Annotated in this window: 18 protein-coding genes; 8 read left to right on the forward strand and 10 right to left on the reverse strand. The window is 60.0% G+C overall.

What is annotated here, in order from left to right:
- Positions 1-20: 20 nt before the first annotated feature.
- A complete protein-coding gene (locus tag H7C18_RS05665) occupies positions 21-566 on the reverse strand; it encodes a DUF309 domain-containing protein (RefSeq protein ID WP_185128052.1) in 546 nt (181 codons plus the stop codon).
- 135 nt (positions 567-701) lie between these two features.
- Between H7C18_RS05665 and H7C18_RS05670 the strand changes: the two genes are divergently transcribed.
- The 5 genes from H7C18_RS05670 to H7C18_RS05690 all read left to right on the forward strand — a co-directional run bounded on the left by H7C18_RS05670 (position 702) and on the right by H7C18_RS05690 (position 4,484).
- Positions 702-1,145: a hypothetical protein gene (locus H7C18_RS05670; RefSeq protein ID WP_185128053.1), complete on the forward strand. Its 444-nt coding sequence runs from the start codon at positions 702-704 to the stop codon at positions 1,143-1,145.
- Positions 1,146-1,150: 5 nt separating this feature from the next.
- A complete protein-coding gene (locus H7C18_RS05675) occupies positions 1,151-1,429 on the forward strand; it encodes a DUF2653 family protein (protein WP_185128054.1) in 279 nt (92 codons plus the stop codon).
- A 186-nt stretch (positions 1,430-1,615) separates the two neighbouring features.
- On the forward strand, positions 1,616-2,704 hold the full coding sequence (locus tag H7C18_RS05680; RefSeq protein ID WP_185128055.1) for a GntR family transcriptional regulator: 1,089 nt from the start codon (positions 1,616-1,618) through the stop codon (positions 2,702-2,704).
- A 16-nt stretch (positions 2,705-2,720) separates the two neighbouring features.
- The gene (locus tag H7C18_RS05685) at positions 2,721-4,199 is read left to right on the forward strand and encodes an alpha-N-arabinofuranosidase (protein WP_185128056.1); all 1,479 of its coding nucleotides are present in this window, start codon (positions 2,721-2,723) and stop codon (positions 4,197-4,199) included.
- Between the two features lie 3 nt (positions 4,200-4,202).
- A complete protein-coding gene (locus tag H7C18_RS05690) occupies positions 4,203-4,484 on the forward strand; it encodes a DUF6171 family protein (protein WP_185128057.1) in 282 nt (93 codons plus the stop codon).
- 159 nt (positions 4,485-4,643) lie between these two features.
- On the opposite strand, the gene H7C18_RS05695 is transcribed toward H7C18_RS05690, so the two are convergent.
- Positions 4,644-5,846, reverse strand: coding sequence for a macrolide family glycosyltransferase (locus H7C18_RS05695; protein ID WP_185128058.1), 1,203 nt, complete (start codon positions 5,844-5,846; stop codon positions 4,644-4,646).
- A gap of 134 nt (positions 5,847-5,980) precedes the next feature.
- On the opposite strand from H7C18_RS05695, the gene H7C18_RS05700 reads away from it, so the two are divergent.
- Positions 5,981-6,691 carry an FHA domain-containing protein gene (locus H7C18_RS05700; RefSeq protein ID WP_185128059.1) on the forward strand — a complete coding sequence of 237 codons (711 nt, stop codon included), beginning with the start codon at positions 5,981-5,983 and terminating at the stop codon, positions 6,689-6,691.
- Here H7C18_RS05700 and H7C18_RS05705 read toward each other — a convergent pair.
- Complete coding sequence (locus H7C18_RS05705; protein WP_185128060.1) at positions 6,664-8,712, reverse strand: penicillin-binding transpeptidase domain-containing protein; 2,049 nt, start codon at positions 8,710-8,712, stop codon at positions 6,664-6,666. The two genes, H7C18_RS05700 and H7C18_RS05705, sit on opposite strands and share 28 nt — an antisense overlap.
- A gap of 214 nt (positions 8,713-8,926) precedes the next feature.
- Positions 8,927-9,907 (reverse strand): aldo/keto reductase, encoded by a 981-nt coding sequence (locus tag H7C18_RS05710; protein WP_185128061.1) that lies wholly within the window; start codon positions 9,905-9,907, stop codon positions 8,927-8,929.
- A gap of 151 nt (positions 9,908-10,058) precedes the next feature.
- Here H7C18_RS05710 and H7C18_RS05715 point away from each other — a divergent pair, with 151 nt between their 5' ends.
- Complete coding sequence (locus tag H7C18_RS05715) at positions 10,059-10,451, forward strand: VOC family protein (protein WP_185128062.1); 393 nt, start codon at positions 10,059-10,061, stop codon at positions 10,449-10,451.
- A gap of 50 nt (positions 10,452-10,501) precedes the next feature.
- Here H7C18_RS05715 and H7C18_RS05720 read toward each other — a convergent pair whose 3' ends face one another.
- The 6 genes from H7C18_RS05720 to H7C18_RS05745 form a co-directional block, all read right to left on the reverse strand.
- On the reverse strand, positions 10,502-10,915 hold the full coding sequence (locus H7C18_RS05720) for a VOC family protein (RefSeq protein ID WP_185128063.1): 414 nt from the start codon (positions 10,913-10,915) through the stop codon (positions 10,502-10,504).
- A 96-nt stretch (positions 10,916-11,011) separates the two neighbouring features.
- A complete protein-coding gene (locus tag H7C18_RS05725) occupies positions 11,012-12,490 on the reverse strand; it encodes an Lsa family ABC-F type ribosomal protection protein (protein ID WP_185128064.1) in 1,479 nt (492 codons plus the stop codon).
- A gap of 274 nt (positions 12,491-12,764) precedes the next feature.
- Positions 12,765-13,565, reverse strand: coding sequence for an alpha/beta fold hydrolase (locus H7C18_RS05730; protein ID WP_185128065.1), 801 nt, complete (start codon positions 13,563-13,565; stop codon positions 12,765-12,767).
- A gap of 15 nt (positions 13,566-13,580) precedes the next feature.
- Complete coding sequence (locus H7C18_RS05735) at positions 13,581-14,054, reverse strand: SRPBCC family protein (protein ID WP_185128066.1); 474 nt, start codon at positions 14,052-14,054, stop codon at positions 13,581-13,583.
- On the reverse strand, positions 14,041-14,361 hold the full coding sequence (locus H7C18_RS05740; RefSeq protein WP_185128067.1) for an ArsR/SmtB family transcription factor: 321 nt from the start codon (positions 14,359-14,361) through the stop codon (positions 14,041-14,043). The genes H7C18_RS05735 and H7C18_RS05740 overlap by 14 nt, the downstream gene beginning before the upstream one ends.
- 235 nt (positions 14,362-14,596) lie before the next feature.
- Positions 14,597-15,070: a DinB family protein gene (locus H7C18_RS05745; protein ID WP_185128068.1), complete on the reverse strand. Its 474-nt coding sequence runs from the start codon at positions 15,068-15,070 to the stop codon at positions 14,597-14,599.
- A gap of 182 nt (positions 15,071-15,252) precedes the next feature.
- Here H7C18_RS05745 and H7C18_RS05750 point away from each other — a divergent pair, with 182 nt between their 5' ends.
- Positions 15,253-16,155 (forward strand): LysR family transcriptional regulator, encoded by a 903-nt coding sequence (locus H7C18_RS05750; protein ID WP_185128069.1) that lies wholly within the window; start codon positions 15,253-15,255, stop codon positions 16,153-16,155.
- Positions 16,156-16,410: the final 255 nt, after the last annotated feature.

Consider the following 16,410-nt stretch of genomic DNA (forward strand, 5'->3'; position numbering starts at 1 on the left):
CATAGCGCCGGGCACAATCGTTAATCCTTACTCTGCCGCTGCGCCGATTTGGCTTCGGCCGCTTTCTCCCGAGAGGCGATCACTTCTCTGCGGTCCCGGAGGTGATGCCGGTGCACCACTTCGTCCGGGACGGCATGAAGCGGCGTCCGCCAGCTCCAGCCCCGCTCCTCGCAAGCTTGCCGGGCCAGCCGAAGCAGTTCGGGGTCGGCGATCGGCAGCTCGAACTCCTCGTAGACCGCCCGGTCCGGTGCGGTCCACTTCTCCCTCCGCTCGCGCAGCATGTCGGCCAGCCGCGTTCCGTCCAGCCCCATCATCCCCATCCATTCCGGCTCGAACTCCTCGGCCGTTTTGACGAGCAGCTTATAGGCGCCGGCCTGGTTGCCCCTGCGCGCATGATACTGCATGACCGCGATGCGGATCAAGGCCAGCCAGCAGCGGGCGAGCGGCGACTCCCCGTCCCGCTTCCAATGCTCTTCCATGATCTCATGGCACTCGAAAAAATCCCGCGAGCCGAAATATTCGGCCAAATAATCGATAAGCGATTCGGGATAGGGCGATAATGTCAACAGCATCGTCTCCTTTGCTCTACCAGCATAACGCAAAAAAACGTTTCAGGCACGCCGGATTTGAAACCGATCGCTTGTCCGCGCGTATGAGTTACCGTACAGACAAACAAACAGATCAGAAGGAGTCTGAGCAACATGTGGAAAAAAATCGTTTTGCTGCTTAGCCTGTTCGCGTTTACGGCAGCGGTGACCGTACCGGTGCACGATGCGGACGCCGCGCGCAAGTCGTTCAGTTCCGGCAAGAGGTCGTATACGAAAACGCCGGCCAAATCGCAGGACCAAGTATCCAACAGCACGAGCGGAACGAAGACGGGAACGTCGTCCTCCGCGACCGGCGCGAACGCGAAGCGCGGATTTTTCAGCGGCGGCAGCCTGATGAAAGGACTTATGATCGGCGGACTGGCCGGCCTGCTGTTCGGCAGCATGTTCAGCGGCATGGGCTTTTTCGGCAACTTCCTCGGTCTGCTGGTGAACGTCTTCGCCATCGTCGTGCTGATCGGAATCATTCAAGCGGTATTCGCCTCGCTGCGGCGCAGGCGCGAGACGCGGCATCGGCCGGACGATTCGCGCCGCTGGTAACGCCGATGAGACTGACCATGGACGAGATCGTCAACGCCGTCTGCCTTCACATGGCCGAGCGGCATGAGGTCCCGGTATCGGCCGTCGAGGTCGAGCTGCTGTGGGACGAGGAGCAGGGCTTCGGCGCCGAGGCGTGGGTGCAGGGACGAAGCCGCCTCCTGGTGGAAGCCAACCTGAAAGAGTCGATCGTGCGCTACGTCCTTGCGGAATACGCGGAGCGGGTCTACCCTTCGCAGATTCGACTCGAGGTGGATGACGAGATTTGGGCGGACATCGCCGTGTGACAAGGAGCAGACCGCTCGCCGGGCCGAAATGGCCGCAGGCGGGCGGTTTTGTTTTGGAGGGCTTGCTTGTCTGGGCCGGAATTTCGCCATTGACTTGATGCGGACGCGGTGTTATTTTGAAAAAGGAAGTGGTACTAAAATGGTATTATCATCTGTCGAACGCCGGTTGGCGGGAAGGAGCGGGTTATGCAGGAGCAGCCATTGCTGAAGGAGCGGATCGCGGAAGAGCTGCGCGCCCGGATCGTTCGGATGCAGTCGGACGGCTACGTCAAAATCCCGTCCGAGCGAAGCTTGACGGAATCGCTCGGCGTCAGCCGGATCAGCGTGCGCGCCGCGATCAAATCGCTCGTGCAGGAAGGCTTGCTCGTGCAGGAGCAAGGGCGCGGCACGTACATCCCGCCCCGCCGCGGCATCCGCGGCTTGCACATCCTTTGCTCCCCGGGCATCAAGCAGACGGACCCGTTCTACAACGAATTTCTCGTGCAGATGACGAACGCGGCCGCGCTGCGCGCGATTCAGCTGCGGATCGTCGATCCGGACCGTCTTCCGGCCGATGCGCAAGGCGACCCGCTTGTCGTCGTCGGGCAATTGGAGAGCGGCGTGCTGAAGCAAATCTCGGGCGTGTACGGACGGATGGCCGTCCTGCTCGGCGAGTCGGAAGAACCGGGCGGCGCGGTCTCGATCCAGTTCGACGACGAGAAGATCGGCCGGACCGCGGCGGAAGCGATGCTGGAACGGGGCCACCGCCGCCTGGCTCTGCTCGCCGGACCGGAGAAGTACCGATCGGCCCGGCTGCGGGCGAAAGGCTTCGCCGATCGCGCCGCCGAGGCGGAAGCGCCGCTGACCGTCCTCGCCGCCAAGATGAACTGGCAAGGCGGTTACGAGTCGGGCGATGCCATCGCGGAGCGGATCCGTTCGGAAGCGGCGCCGACCGCCCTGTTCGCCGCCAACGACTGGATGGCCGCGGGGCTCATCCAGCGCCTGAAGGAGCTTGGCTTGCGGGTGCCCGAAGACGTGTCGGTCGTCGGCTGCGACGATATTCCGCTGGCCGCCGAGTTCGTGCCTTCGCTCGCCACGTTCCGGCTGGACATGAAGGAGATGATCGCCCGAACGCTGACCGTGCTCAGCGGGGCTTCCGAATCGCGCGAGCGTTCTCCGGATTTTTCCGAAGGCGACGACGCGCCGGAGTCCCCCGCCTCTTCCGCCGCCCCGTCTGCCGTCCGTCTGGCCGCCGCGTTCATCCCCAGAAAGTCGCTCGCGAACCATCATTCCTGAGAGGAGAACGATCCGCATGATTCCGATCAAAATCAAGGCCGGCAACCGCCAAGGCCGCATCAGCCGCAACATTTATTCGCATTTCTCCGAGCATCTCGGCCGCTGTATTTACGAAGGGTTCTGGGTCGGCAAGGATTCCCCGATCCCGAACACGGAGGGCATCCGCAACGACGTCGTGGAAGCGCTTCGCAAGATCAAAGTGCCGGTTCTCCGCTGGCCCGGCGGCTGCTTCGCCGACGAATATCACTGGAAAGACGGCGTCGGCCCGTACGAGCAGCGTCCGCGCATGATCAACACGCATTGGGGCGGCGTAGAGGAAAACAACCATTTCGGCACCCATGAGTTCCTGCGCCTCTGCGAGCTGCTCGGCGCGGAGCCGTACATCAGCGGGAACCTCGGCAGCGGAACGGTGCACGAGATGCAGCAATGGGTCGAGTACATGACGTTCGACGGGGAATCGCCGATGGCGAACTGGCGCAAGGAGAACGGCCGCGCCGCGCCCTGGAAGCTGACGTATTTCGGCGTCGGCAACGAGAACTGGGGCTGCGGCGGCAACATGCGGCCGCAATATTACGCGGACGAGTACAAGCGCTACGCCACTTATGTGCGCAATTATTCGGACAACCAAATTTACAAGATCGCCTGCGGTCCGAACGATAGCAATTACGAATGGACCGACGTGCTCATGCGCGAAGCCGGCCGCCATATGAACGGCCTCAGCCTCCACTACTATACGCTGCCCACCGGCGAATGGAAGGACAAAGGCGACGCTACCGGCTTCGACGAGGAAGCTTGGTTCGAGACGCTGCGCCGTACGCTTTATATGGAAGAACTGCTGACGAAGCATTCCGCCATCATGGACAAATACGATCCGGAGCGCAAAGTCGGGCTGATCGTGGACGAGTGGGGAACGTGGTACAACGTCGAGCCGGGCACGAATCCGGGCTTCCTGTACCAGCAGAATACGCTTCGCGACGCGCTGGTCGCGGGCATCAACCTGAACTTGTTCCATGACCACTGCGAGCGCGTGCAGATGGCGAACATCGCGCAGATCGTCAACGTGCTGCAGGCGATGATTCTGACCGAAGGCGAACGAATGGTCGTGACGCCGACCTACCACGTGTTCGACTTGTACCAGGTGTTCCATGACGCCGAGCTCGTGCCGGTCGAATTCGACAATCCTTCTTACCGCTTCGGGGACCGCAAGATCGGCCAACTGAGCGTCTCGTCGGCGATCGGAACGGACGGCAAGCTGCATCTCGCGGTTTGCAACTTGAGCCATTCCGACGGAAGCGAGCTCGTCTTCTCGCCGGAAGGCTACGACTGGACGCGTGCCTCCGGCCGCATCCTGACGAGCGACAAGCTGGACGCGCACAATACGTTCGACGCTCCGGAGACGCTGAAGCCTTCCGCTCTCGAAGCTCCCCGTTCCGAAGACGGCTCGCTGCGCCTGTCCCTTCCTCCCGCTTCCGTCGCCGTTCTGACGCTGATCTGACGCATGGAACGGCTGGAGCGGACGGCGACGGACGGCGGGTGCAAAGGGTGTTCGGAGACCGTTCGCCGATCGCCGCAGGAGATCGAGGATTGGATGACCCGGCGCATGTCGGGGCCGGAATGGCCTTCGGTGCCCGACGACGAATACGAGCGGCGGCTGGATCGGTGCCGAAGCTGTCCGGAGCTGGCGTACGGCACGACCTGCAAGATTTGCGGCTGCTTCGTGCAAGTCCGGGCGAAGCTTCCGGACGCCCGTTGTCCTTATCCGTACGAGCCTCGGTGGTAACGGAAGCCCTAACATGCGCGCGGGCGGAATCTCGCCCCGGCCGGCGGAATTAGTGCCGAAATGCAACAACTCGCGCGGAATGGCGTCAGGCCGGCCGGTTTTGAGCGGCAACAAAAATGGCGGTGCGGGGGCAACCCATGCACCGCCGTTTTTTCGCATTTAAGAATCCAGACCAACTTCCCGTTTATAAGCAAAGATCTCGTCCACGGCCCTGCCGTACCCTCCCGCGGCCCGGAACGAATCGCCGATTTCGGCGCATGCTTTTCGAAACGACTCCTCCCGGAGCACTCGCTCCGCCGCCGCCCGAAGATCTTCTGCGGTTAACCCTTCTTGATCCAGATGGATGCCCGCGCCGATCTCCGCCACGCGTCGCGCCACGACCGGCTGGTCGGCGTTTTGGGGAAGCACGAGGAGCGGCACGCCGTAATAAAGCCCCTCGCTGGCGCTGTTCATGCCTCCGTGCGTGATAAACAATTGGGCTCGCTGCAGGACTTCGAGCTGCGGGACATAGTGGCGAACGATAAAATTCCCCGGAATGTCTCCCAATTCCTCCATGCCGGTCTGCGAGCCGACGGACAGAATGACCGTGTACTCCGTTTCGCCGAACGCCGCAAAACTTAGCTTGTAGAAATCGACCGCCCGATTAAAAACCGTTCCGAACGAGATATAGATCAGACGGCTCGTATCCGTCCGCGACCAATCAAACGGATCGTGCGAACGAGGCGCGACGGACGGTCCGACAAACTTGTACGTCTCGTCGAAGCTTTCTCCGTCGGGTTGAAAGCTTCTTGACGTATACACGATGGTCATAGGCGCGGGATTGGAGTAAGCTTCGTAGGCAGAGCCTACCTGCACCTTGTATTTCTCTTGAACTTGAAGAGCTATGCGTTGAAACTCGAGCCGATCCCGCTCGTTTACTTCATCCGGAAACGGGCTCGAGAGGTGGTCGAACAGACCGTCAAAGCCGCTTGGTCGAAAAGCAAAGCTCGAGCACGAGCTGATGGCCGGCAGGTTGAGCAATTGCGCCAATAACCGCCCGCAGCCGAACATCGAATCGTGAATGAGATAATCGAATCGTTGTCCGTCTATTTGCTCCATAACGCCCGGAATGACGATGTCGGCGGTGCGCAACAATCCGCCCACCCGGGCCCAGGGACTTCTTCCGCCGGCAATGAACGCCTTCACAAACCGGGCATCGTCGAACGTGATCACTTCCGCCCCTGTCCGCTCGACGCGATCGCGGTAGGATTCCCCCGCAAAATAAACGACCTCTTCGCCTCGACGAATCAGTTCCCGAACAACGCCTAGCGTCGGATTGATATGCCCTTCCGAACCGGCGTTGATTACCAAAACGCGTGCCATCTTCGTCACCTCCGGAATTTTTGGGGAAAACCTGTCAGGGGTCCTGCGCAACCTCGCGTTCCTTCACCTCGTCCAATAAATGTACAGCCCTGACGAATTTTCCGACACCGATACGAAAACGAGGTCGATATCGCTTGAACTCTTCCCTTCCATTCTGCCTGATCGTCAGTCGCGGCGCTCCCTACGAGGACGGAACGGCGTTGGTACTCGATAGAACCGTCACCCGCCTGGGCCGAAGGGCTTCGTCCGAAGGACCGGACATCGCCTTCGACAATGCCTATGTCTCCCGCAGGCAAGCTTCGATCCGCTTCCTGGACGGAAGCTACTACTTGACCGATCTGGCCAGCAAGCACGGCACGAACCTGAACGGCGTGCCGCTGCAGCCGTTCGTACCGGCGCTGCTCGCTTCGGGAGACCGCATCTCGCTGGCCCGCGGCATGATCGAGCTGGCATTCGGCCCTCGCCCGCTGGAGGAGACGCTGGACTTTACCCTCCGCCACGAGCGCCTGTCGGCCAAACTCACCGGGGTGAAGCCGGAGTACGAGCTCGATCCGGTCCGTTACACTCTGCGCCTGGGACCTCGCAGCTTCGCGTTTTCCGAGAAAGAATTCCGGCTGCTGGAGCTGCTTGTGCGCAAAGAGAAGCAATTCGTCTCGAAAGAGGAGATCGTCCGGTACGTGTGGCCGGAGCGTCCGGAAGGGATGGACCCCGCCCGCGCAGCCAGCGCGGAGGAGATCAATTCCCTTCTGTACCGCATCCGCAAAAAAACCGATTACGCCCTCTCCATCGAGAACATTCGCGGCAAAGGCTATGTTTTTCAGGAACCCGTCTTCAGCGACTGCTGAAAAATCCGCTTCACCTTCGGCGTCACGAAGCCGCTGCCTCCGCGCCCTTTGACGTCCTCGACCATGACGGCCAGAAGGAGCTTCGGATCGTTCGCGTTAAAGCCGACGAACCAGCCGTTCTCCGTCCCTTCTCCTCCCTTCGTCAGCTTCAGCTCCGCCGTTCCCGTCTTGCCCGCGATCGCGGCTCCGGGAACGGCCGCGCCGTGGCCGACGCCGTGCGGGTCGCTGACGGCCTTGATCAGATCCTGCTTCAGCAGCTCCGCCGTCTCCGGCGTCATCGCCCCTTCTCTCCAATAAGCCGGCGCCGAACCGCCGTCTTCCTCCGTCATTCGGGGATAGACGATGTTCCCTCCGTCTACGAGCGCGGAGTAGACCAGCGCCACGTGAAGCGAAGTCATCAACACTTCCCCTTGTCCGTAGCCGGAATCGGCAAGCTGAATCTCGGTGTTCATGTCTTTGTTGAACAGCTGCGACTTCTTGAACGGATACGGAAGCGGAAGCGCTTCGCCCATGCCGAACTTGGCGGCGTCCGTCACGTAGGCGCTTTTGCCGACGGTAAGCGCCGCCTGAGCGAAGTAAATATTGTCCGAATAGACGAGCGCATTTTGCAGATTGACCGGGTTGACGTCGTGCACGCGCTTGACGTAGTATTCGCCCCAGGAGGCGTCCTTCGTCCAAGTGAGCCCTTGGATCGTCTTCGCTTCGTTCGGGTCGAGCGTCTTCGAATCGAGGCCGATCGCCGCGGTCATCACTTTAAAGGAAGAACCGGGGGCGTACGTCTTCGTGAACCGGTTCAGAAAAGGCTGCCGGGGATCCTCGCTCCAAGCCTTGTACTGCTGCGGAGTCACTCCTCTGGCGAAGGCGTTCGGATCGTAAGCCGGCGTGCTGACAAGAGCCAGAACCGCCCCCGTCTTCGGGTCGATCGCCGCGGCGTTCGCCTTCTCGTCCTTCAGCTCGCCGTAGACCGTCCGCTGCAAATCCGCGTCGATCGTCAGCCGGATCGTCTCTCCGGGCTTGGCCGGCACTTCCGCCAGCACGCTTTTCTCCTGGCCGCTCTCGTCCGTGATCGCAATCTTCGTCCCCTGCGTTCCCCGGAGCCGGTCCTCGAACACCTGCTCCAATCCCGCTTGGCCGACGACGTCGCCCGCCCCGTATCCTTTCTCCTTCAGACGATCAAGCTGTTCGGCGGTCACTTCCCCGAGGTAGCCGGTCAGATGGGTGGCCGCCTCCGCGTACGGATATACCCGCACCTTCTTCTTCTGGAAAGTAACGCCCGGAATGTCCGTGTAGCGGTCCACATCGCCGTCCGGCACGATGGCGATCGGCACGAACAGATCCGGCTTGACCCAGGAAGCCCCGAGCTTCTTGCGGATGTCGGCCGCGTCGATGCCGAGCAGTCCGGCGAGCTTCGCCAGATCGGCGTCCGAATTCTCGCTCATCTTGCCGGGAACGAGCCCGAGCTGCAGCGCCGTTCCGTTCACGGCGAGGCCGTTCCCGTTGCGGTCTACGATCTCTCCCCGTTCGCCGCGCGAGGACGTGACCCTCACTTTATCCCCGTCCTTCATCCCCGGAAAAATAAGCGAGGGCTCCCATGCCACCTTCCAGCGTTTGCGCTGCTCCTCCTCGACCTGCACGAGCTTCGCCTCATGCTCGAACCGAATCGGTCCCGCCGACGTGTCCATCGCCAGCCGGAAGCCGAGCTCCGTCTCCCCCGGCGACGCGGCCGGATCGCTCTCCGCGGACGCCGTGGCAGGCGGGATCGCCTCCAAGGCCAGGTTCTCCTCGCCGATGCCGTCGTAGATTTTCCGGTAGCGTTCGGCGAACTGCTCTTCGGTCATCTTCGCTTTCAACTCGGGCGTCAACCGCGCGTACATGCCGGCGTAATTTTGGATCTTCCAATCCGCCAGATACGCCTGGAACGCCTCTCTCGGCGTCTCCTCCGGTTCTTTATCCTTGCACGAGACGAGGAGAATCGCCGCCGCCGCAAGCGATATTCCCAGCCATCCGAACTTTCTCTTCATCCTTCTCTCCCCTTCGTTCCGACGATTTGGGATATTCGCGCATCGCCGCTCAGGCCCAGCATAAGCGCAAGATCTCGTTGATTCAATAGCGGCCGAATCATCGAACCATCACAATTCGAGCCGTCGCCTAGAAAAAAAGGCCGGTTCAACCCGGATGAAGAGGTTGATCGGCCAGTCGAAAGGTAAGGTTAGTTGGAATCGCGCCGTCGTACGGTTACCATGCGTAAGCCTTCGGCGCGTCTCCTCCCGGACCCGGGAAGATCTCGTCGAGGCGGGCGAGCGTCCGCTCGTCCAGCTCGATCTCGACCGCGCGCAGCGAATCCTCGAACTGCTCGATCGTACGCGGTCCGATAATCGGCGCGGTCATCGCCGGGCGGGTCAGCGTCCATGCGAGCGCCACGTTCGCCTCGCTCTCGCCGAGCTCGCGGCACAGCTTCTCGAACGCTTCCAGTTGGGCGCGGTGCTTCTCGGCGCGCTCCGGATTGTTCGCGCGCCGGGAGCCGCTCTGCGGCTTCAGCGCATGTCCGCTCAGCAGGCCGCCGTCCAGCGGACTCCAGGCGATGACGCCGAGTCCGTGCTCTTCGGAGGCCGGAAGCACCTCCAGCTCGGGAAGCCGGCAGAGCAGGCTGAACTTGTGCTGCTCGGACACGAGGCCGAGCATATGGCGGCTCTTCGCTTCATACTGCGCCTTCACCAGGTCGCGAGCGGCGAAGTTGCTGGAGCCGACATAGCCGATTTTTCCTTGGTGAATCGCCACGCTGAAGCCTTCCCAAAGCTCGTCCCAGGAGACGTTGCGATCGACGTGGTGCATCTGGTACAGCTCGATATGGTCGGTCTGCAGCCGGCGCAGAGAGCCTTCCAGATGGCGGCGAAGCTTATAGGAGGACAGGCCGGAAGCGCCGTTCGGTCCGTCCATCTTGTCGCTCATATCCCCGTGGAACTTGGTAGCGAGCACCACCTTCTCCCGGCGCTGTCCGCCCTGCGCGAACCAGCGGCCGATGATCTCTTCGGTGCGGCCGGCGTTCTCGCCCCAGCCGTAGATGTTGGCCGTGTCGAAGAAGTTGACGCCCGCATCCAGCGCTGCGTCCATGATCCGAAAAGCGTCCTTCTCCTCCGTGTCCACGCCGAAATTCATCGTGCCCAGACACAGCCTGCTCACTTTCAATCCCGAGCGTCCCAGATACGCATACTGCATTCGTCAAACTCTCCTCTCCGAATCGGAATTCAATCCTATTATACCGATGTAAGATACGAAAAAAAAGAGAGCGCCAGCGGCAAACAACGCAAGAGCGAAGAAACGTGCCGACCGTATGTGTGCTATCATTTGACAATATGGAGGTGTGGACATGTCCATCTGGAAAAACGTGCAAGTGGAAACGATAACGCTGTTCGCGGAGGATCTGCCCCTTGCGAAGAAGTTCTATCAAGACGTATTCGAATTGCATCCGTTCTATGAAGACGAGAACAGCGCGGTGCTGAGCTTCGGGAACCTGAACGTGAATTTGCTGCAGATTCGGCAGGCACCCGGTCTGATCGACCCGGCGAAAGTCGCCGGGATCGAAGCCGGCTCGCGGTTCCAGTTCACGATCCTTGTAGACGACGTGAACGCCATGTGCGAGGCGCTGCGCAAACGCGGAGTGTCGCTGCTGAACGGCCCGATCGACCGTCCCTGGGGAAGGCGCACAGCCAGCTTCGCCGACCCTGCCGGCCATATTTGGGAGATCGCGCAGGATCTGTGAAGAAGCGAGGCTCGCCGGCTTTCGTCGGCGAGCCACTTCTTCGTTTGCGGTCAGTTCCGGTCTTCGTCCGCCCGGTCCGCCGTCACCATCCACAATACCCCGTACTTGTCCGTCACCTCGCCATAGAATAAGCCGTAGGGCTGCCTCTCGAACGGAACCTTCGCCTCCCCGCCGGACGCCAGGTTTCCGAAAGCGATTCTCGCCTCCCCTTCCTTCGGATATGAAAGGTTGAGGAGCAATCCGGAACCGTGCGAGACCGGCTCGAAGGAATCCTTCATGAAGATGGCTTGTCCCCCGGCAACCGCGACGCACAGATGGACCACTTTTTCTTTTCTTTCGTCCTGCAGACCCATCGCCTGACCGTACGTCAAGATCGACAGAATCTCTCCTCCCAAGGCTTTAACGTAAAACTCTGCCTGCCCCTTGGCATCGTCCGACAGAAGAAAAGGCTTTAAATTTGCCATCATTCGCATCCTTTCTTTTCAAAAATGTCATTCCATCATTATAAAGAAAGAACCGCTTGCGCGGTTCTTCCGGATTGCGGACTTGAGGATGGGGCGTTAAAGCTCCACGACCTTCGTCGCCACGTTCTCGCAAAATTCCCGATCGTGCTCCACGAACAGAATGGTCGGCGCATGCTCGAGCAGCAGGTCTTCGATCTGCATGCGGGAGATGACGTCCACGAAGTTGAGCGGTTCGTCCCAGATGAGCAAATGGACTTTTTCGCAGAGACTGCGGGCGATCAGAACTTTCTTCTTCTGGCCGCCGCTGAACGCGGAGATGTCCTTCTCGAATTGGTCCCGGGAGAAATCGAGCTTGCGCAAAATCGCTTTGAACAAGCTTTCGTCGATGTCGTGCTCACGGGCGTATTCCGTCAGATTGCCCTTCAAGTGCGACGTGTCCTGGGAGACGTAGGAAATCCGAAGCTGGCTTCCCTTGCGGAACGTTCCGTCGTACGGAATGGATTCGCCCAGAATCAGCTTGAGAAGGCTCGATTTGCCGGAGCCGTTCCGGCCGATCAGCGCGACCCGCTCTCCCTGCCCGATCGTAAAGCTGACATCGGAACAGACCGTCTTGTCGCCGTAATGAATCGACACCTTGTCCAGCTCCGCGAGCCTGCCCTTGTGGTAAGCAAGCTGCGTAATTTTCAAGCTTTCGGAGCTTTCGATGTTTTTGAGCAGCTTGGACTTCTCGTCGATCGCCGATTGCTGCCGCCGCTCCATCGATTTCGAGCGCTTCATCATTTTTGCGGCTTTGTGGCCGATATAGCCCCGATCGATAAACGCAGCCGAATTGTGGGAGGCGTATTTCGTCTTCTCGACCTCGTTCGACCAGTCGTTCGTCCGTTTCGCGGCTTCTTCGAGGCGCTTGATGTCTTTCTTCAGCTTCTCGTTCTCCGCCAGCTCGTATTGGTCCTGCCTCCGTTTATTTTCCCGCCAGTCGGTGAAGTTGCCCTTCTGAATTTCGATGTTCGTCCGGTTGATGGAGAGAATGTGATCCACGCAGCGGTCCAGGAAGGAGCGGTCGTGAGACACAAGAATGAACCCGCTCTTGCCCTTCAAATAATCGCCGACGAGTTGTCTTGCGTGCAGGTCCAGGTGGTTGGTGGGCTCGTCGATGAGCAGAAAGCTGTTTTCTTTCAGAAAAAGCGCGGCCAGCAGCACCTTCGTCTGCTCCCCGTTGGACAGCGTATCGAACGGGCGATAGAGAACGTCTTCGGACACCTGGAGCAGCGACAGCTCCCGCGCCAGCTCCCAGTGAACGTAGTCCGAGTAAATGCCGGCGACGACGTCCAGCGTCTGGTCGTCCTTGTTCTCGACCGGGTAGGGAAAATATTCGAACTGCACGTTGGCCGAGATGTGACCGCCGTATTCGTATTTGCCGAGCAGCAGGTTCAAGAACGTCGTTTTGCCCCGGCCGTTCCGTCCCGTAAAACCTAATTTCCAATCGGTATCGATCTGAAAGCTGACGTTCTCGAAGATGTTGTCGTAGCTGCCTTCGTAAGCGAATGTCAGGTTCGTCACTTTAATGAGCGACATGAAATCATCCCCTTGCCGTAAAAAATAGAAAAAGCTGCAAGAAAGTTACTTTCTCGCAGCTCAAATGGATATACGGCGAATCCAAGCCCTGGGTCAGGCCGGATCGGGGTATGTCGTTTGAGTTGGAAAGAAGAGTAACTTTCTTGCCTGGACCCTAAAACAGGCGAAACGAAATCGCTTCGATGTTTTAACGTCGGCAGCAAGAATCATTACTCCATCTTCCCATCTCCAATCCTTAAGATATGGGTATCTTATCACAGTCCGGAAACCGAAATCAACCTTCATTCCCGAAAAAAGCGGCCAGAGCCGGAGCGAGCGCATCGGCGGCGACATCGTGCGTTTGCCCCTCCAACGTGAGGCGATGAGCGAACGGCAGCGCAGACGCGACCGCATCCGCCGCTTCGCGCAGGAAGGGCGGGCTGCTTCCGCCATCCGCCACCAGCGAAGGAACCCGGATCGCTCGCGCCGCTTCCTTCGGCACCGAGCCGTCGCCCATGACCGCGTCGTCGTACGCCAGCGTCGGCGCGATCACTTCCATGCCCGGCCACATCGGCGCATGGCGCATGCCGGCGATTGCGTCTGCAGGTACTCCGACCTTCCGCATGAACAAAGCGACGGCGTCGCCCCTTCTTCCTTCCGCCAGCAAGGCGTTCAACTCCCGGGCGTAATCCGCCGCCGCATGGCGAGCGACGTCATCGCCGTCCCGCGTCGTCGTCGGCGGCTCGTAGAGGGCAAGCCTGCGAATTTGGCCGCCGAGAACGGCCGCCGCCCGGATGGCGAGCACGGCCCCCGACGACATTCCGTACACGTGGGCCGAGCCTCCCGCCGCTTCGATCAGGGCGGCGATATCCTCGATCTCCCTCTCCACCGCATACGGCGGCGTGTCCCCGCTCTCCCCTCTTCCCCGCCGGTCGTACGCGATGACGTCGAAGCGCTCCGCCAGCAGCGCGGCCAGCGGCTGCATTGGCCCGGCGGTGCCGCGGCACATCGCCCCGTCCACCAGAATGACGGGCTCCCCGGTTCCTTTGCGGTCGTACACAATGCGCGTTCCGTCCTTCGAAGTGACGAAATCCATCGAGATCGCTCCCTTCTAGTGATCTTGCAAAGTGACGGCCGGCAGCGCGCGGCCGGTCTCCAGCAGGCTCTTGAGATTGCTCAGAATGGCCGGCCAGCCGTTGTCGATGCCGATAAAGCCGTCCTCCTCGCCGCGGAAAGCGCCCGGAGACAGCCATTCGTGCTTCAGCACCAGCTTCACCGCCGATTCCATCGGGATGAGCCGGATCGTGACCGTCGGCTGCCGAACGTATTCCGTGTCGTCATGCACGCACTTCAGCGTGTAAGACAGGAGACGGTACGGCTCGCACTTCAGCACGGTGCCCGCGTCCGTCGTCTGCCCCGATTCATCCACGAAAACGACCGCCGATCCTTCTTCCCAATCGGATCGAACTTCCCTTCCGAACCAGTACTTTCTCGTGAAATCCCCTGTCGTCAGCGCTTCCCACAGCTTCTCGGGCGTCGTGGCGATGTACGTCGCGTACGCAAACGTTCCGTTATTCGGATTCATGCTTCACCTCCAACGTCTTCTTCAAGTCCTGCAGCGCTTCCACGCGCAGGCGATCGAACTTGCCGATCCATCGGTCGTAAATTTCGGCGATGGGGGCCGCGTTCAGGTAGTGCCGTTTGTTTCGGCCCTGCCATTCGACCACGATGAGCCCCGCCTCCTCCAGCAGCTGCAGGTGCTTGGTGATCGACTGCCGCGTCGTGTCCAGATGCCCGCACAGCTCGTTCAGCGTCTGGCCGTTTCGAAGAAACAACCGATCGAGCAGCGTTCTCCGGCTGCCGTCGGCAAGGGCTTTGAAGATTGAATCCATCTTGTCCATGTCCGCATTATATGCAGTCATTTGGCTGCATGTCAAGCAAAAAAACGATCGGTTGTATCCGACGAGGCAGCCTGACTGCCCACTGGCTCGCCAATCGCAATCGGCGATATTCCGTCCATGTAGGCAGCCTGACTGCCTTTTTAAAACGCGAAAGGGCTGCCCTCCGGTCTCTTCCAAGACCTTAAGGCAACCCGGCATTCCCCGGCTCTCCGCTCGCACTAACGGTCTAACGTTCGGCTTGAATCACCTTCAGCATGCTGCCGATAACCGACAGGTGAATCGCTTCATGAAGCAAGCCGAAGTTGAACAGCTCGCCTGCGAGGCGGAACGTGAGCGGCCCCATCTGCAGCGGCGACGGAAACGGCTCGTTCAATGCGCTAAGCGGCAATTCGGCCAGGCCGTCGAGCTGACGCGTCAGCTGTCCAAGCAGCTCCTCCTTCGAAGGGGGAGCGCCGGTCCAGTCCGACGGTTTCGTTCCGGAGTTGAAGAACGCCGCGTACGAAGGCGGCAGAGCCGATTTTTCCGAGAAGCTAAGCGAGCGATACGAGTCCATCCAGAATATGATGTGTCCGATATTCCAGCGGATCGTGTTGTTGAACGCAGCGGGTTGAATGTCGTAAAGCTCTTCCGGAATGGCTTGGACTTGCTGGAGCACCAGCTGGCGGACCGTTTGAGCGGAATGGACGATAATTTGGGACATGTAAACTCCTCCTTTAGTGGGTGACGCTTGGGATGAGTTCAGTATAAGCCCGCTGCTCCGTCCGATCGATACCGCAACGGTTATCGAAACGTTAAGCGGCAATTAACGGTCCGCTTGACAACAAGGTTTCGAAAAAGAAACAATGGAAGACGAAAGACGAATCCGGATGGGAGGCCAGAGCTTTGGAATTGAGGCAATTGGAGTATTTCATGGCCATCTGCGAAGAGCTTCACTTCTCGCGCGCCGCCGAGAGGATGGGAGTCAGCGCTCCGAATATCAGCCAGCAGATCCGGTCGCTGGAGGAAGAATTGGGCGTGCTTCTGTTCGACCGGATCGGTAGAAAAATCGCGCTGACGGAGGCCGGAGCGATTCTGAAGGAGCACGGGGCGGCCGCATTCGGGCATCTTCGGCAGGCCGGAGACGCGATCACGGACTTGAAGCTGAAGCAAGGGGGCTCGCTATCCATCGGCGTCCTGCCCGGCGACGCCGATCTGCTGTTCGATTCCCTCGTGATGAACTTCCACCGGACGTATCCCAAAATCTCCTTATCCTTGCGCGAAACGCTGAACGTAACGGAGGAGGTATTGGACGGCGCCATCGACATCGGCGTGACGATCGGCCCCGTCTCCGACGATCGGCTGACCGTCATTCCCCTTTTTCACGAAGAGTTCTCGCTTGCGGTCCATCCGCACGATCCCGTCGCCGGAGAGAACTCGATTCCGCTGGAAAAGCTGCGGTCCATGAATATGGTTCTCTTCCCCGCCGACCATCAGTGCCGCGCCCTGATCGACCGGTTCTGCATGGAAAAAGGATTCCGCCTCAAGCCGCACCTGGAGACGACGACGCTCGCTTCCCTGCTTCGGATGGTGCAGAGCGGAATCGGCGCCACCGTGCTCCCGCATCTGCTGCTCGCGAGCCTTGAAAGCGAGGAGATCCGGATCGTCCGCCTGAACCAGCCGGTTCCGAGCCAGGACATCTGCCTGATCTACCGCAGCGACCGATACATCGGGTACGCCATGCGCACGTTTATCCAGACGTTGAGGGAAACGATCGAGTCCGTGATCCGCCTAGCAAAATCTTCTTGACCGGATGCAAGAGGCCGACGGGGGCTAAGCCCCGCCGGCTTCTTGTCCGTTCAGGAGCCGATCATGACGAAGCGCTTCGGAGTCTTTTTACGAAGGCCAAACGAGTCGCCCCCTTCCTTGGGCGGAAGGCGCGTGCGTGTCGAATTTAACTTAATGGAATTAAATATTAATGGAGTTATTCGATTTCTTTCGGCGGATATGACGCTCAAGCACGCTTGTAATCCTCGTCTTCTTTCTTCGGTTTTCTCTCGCTCA

The sequence above is a fragment of the Cohnella zeiphila genome (genome assembly GCF_014212055.1).
GTDB lineage: Bacteria > Bacillota > Bacilli > Paenibacillales > Paenibacillaceae > Cohnella > Cohnella zeiphila.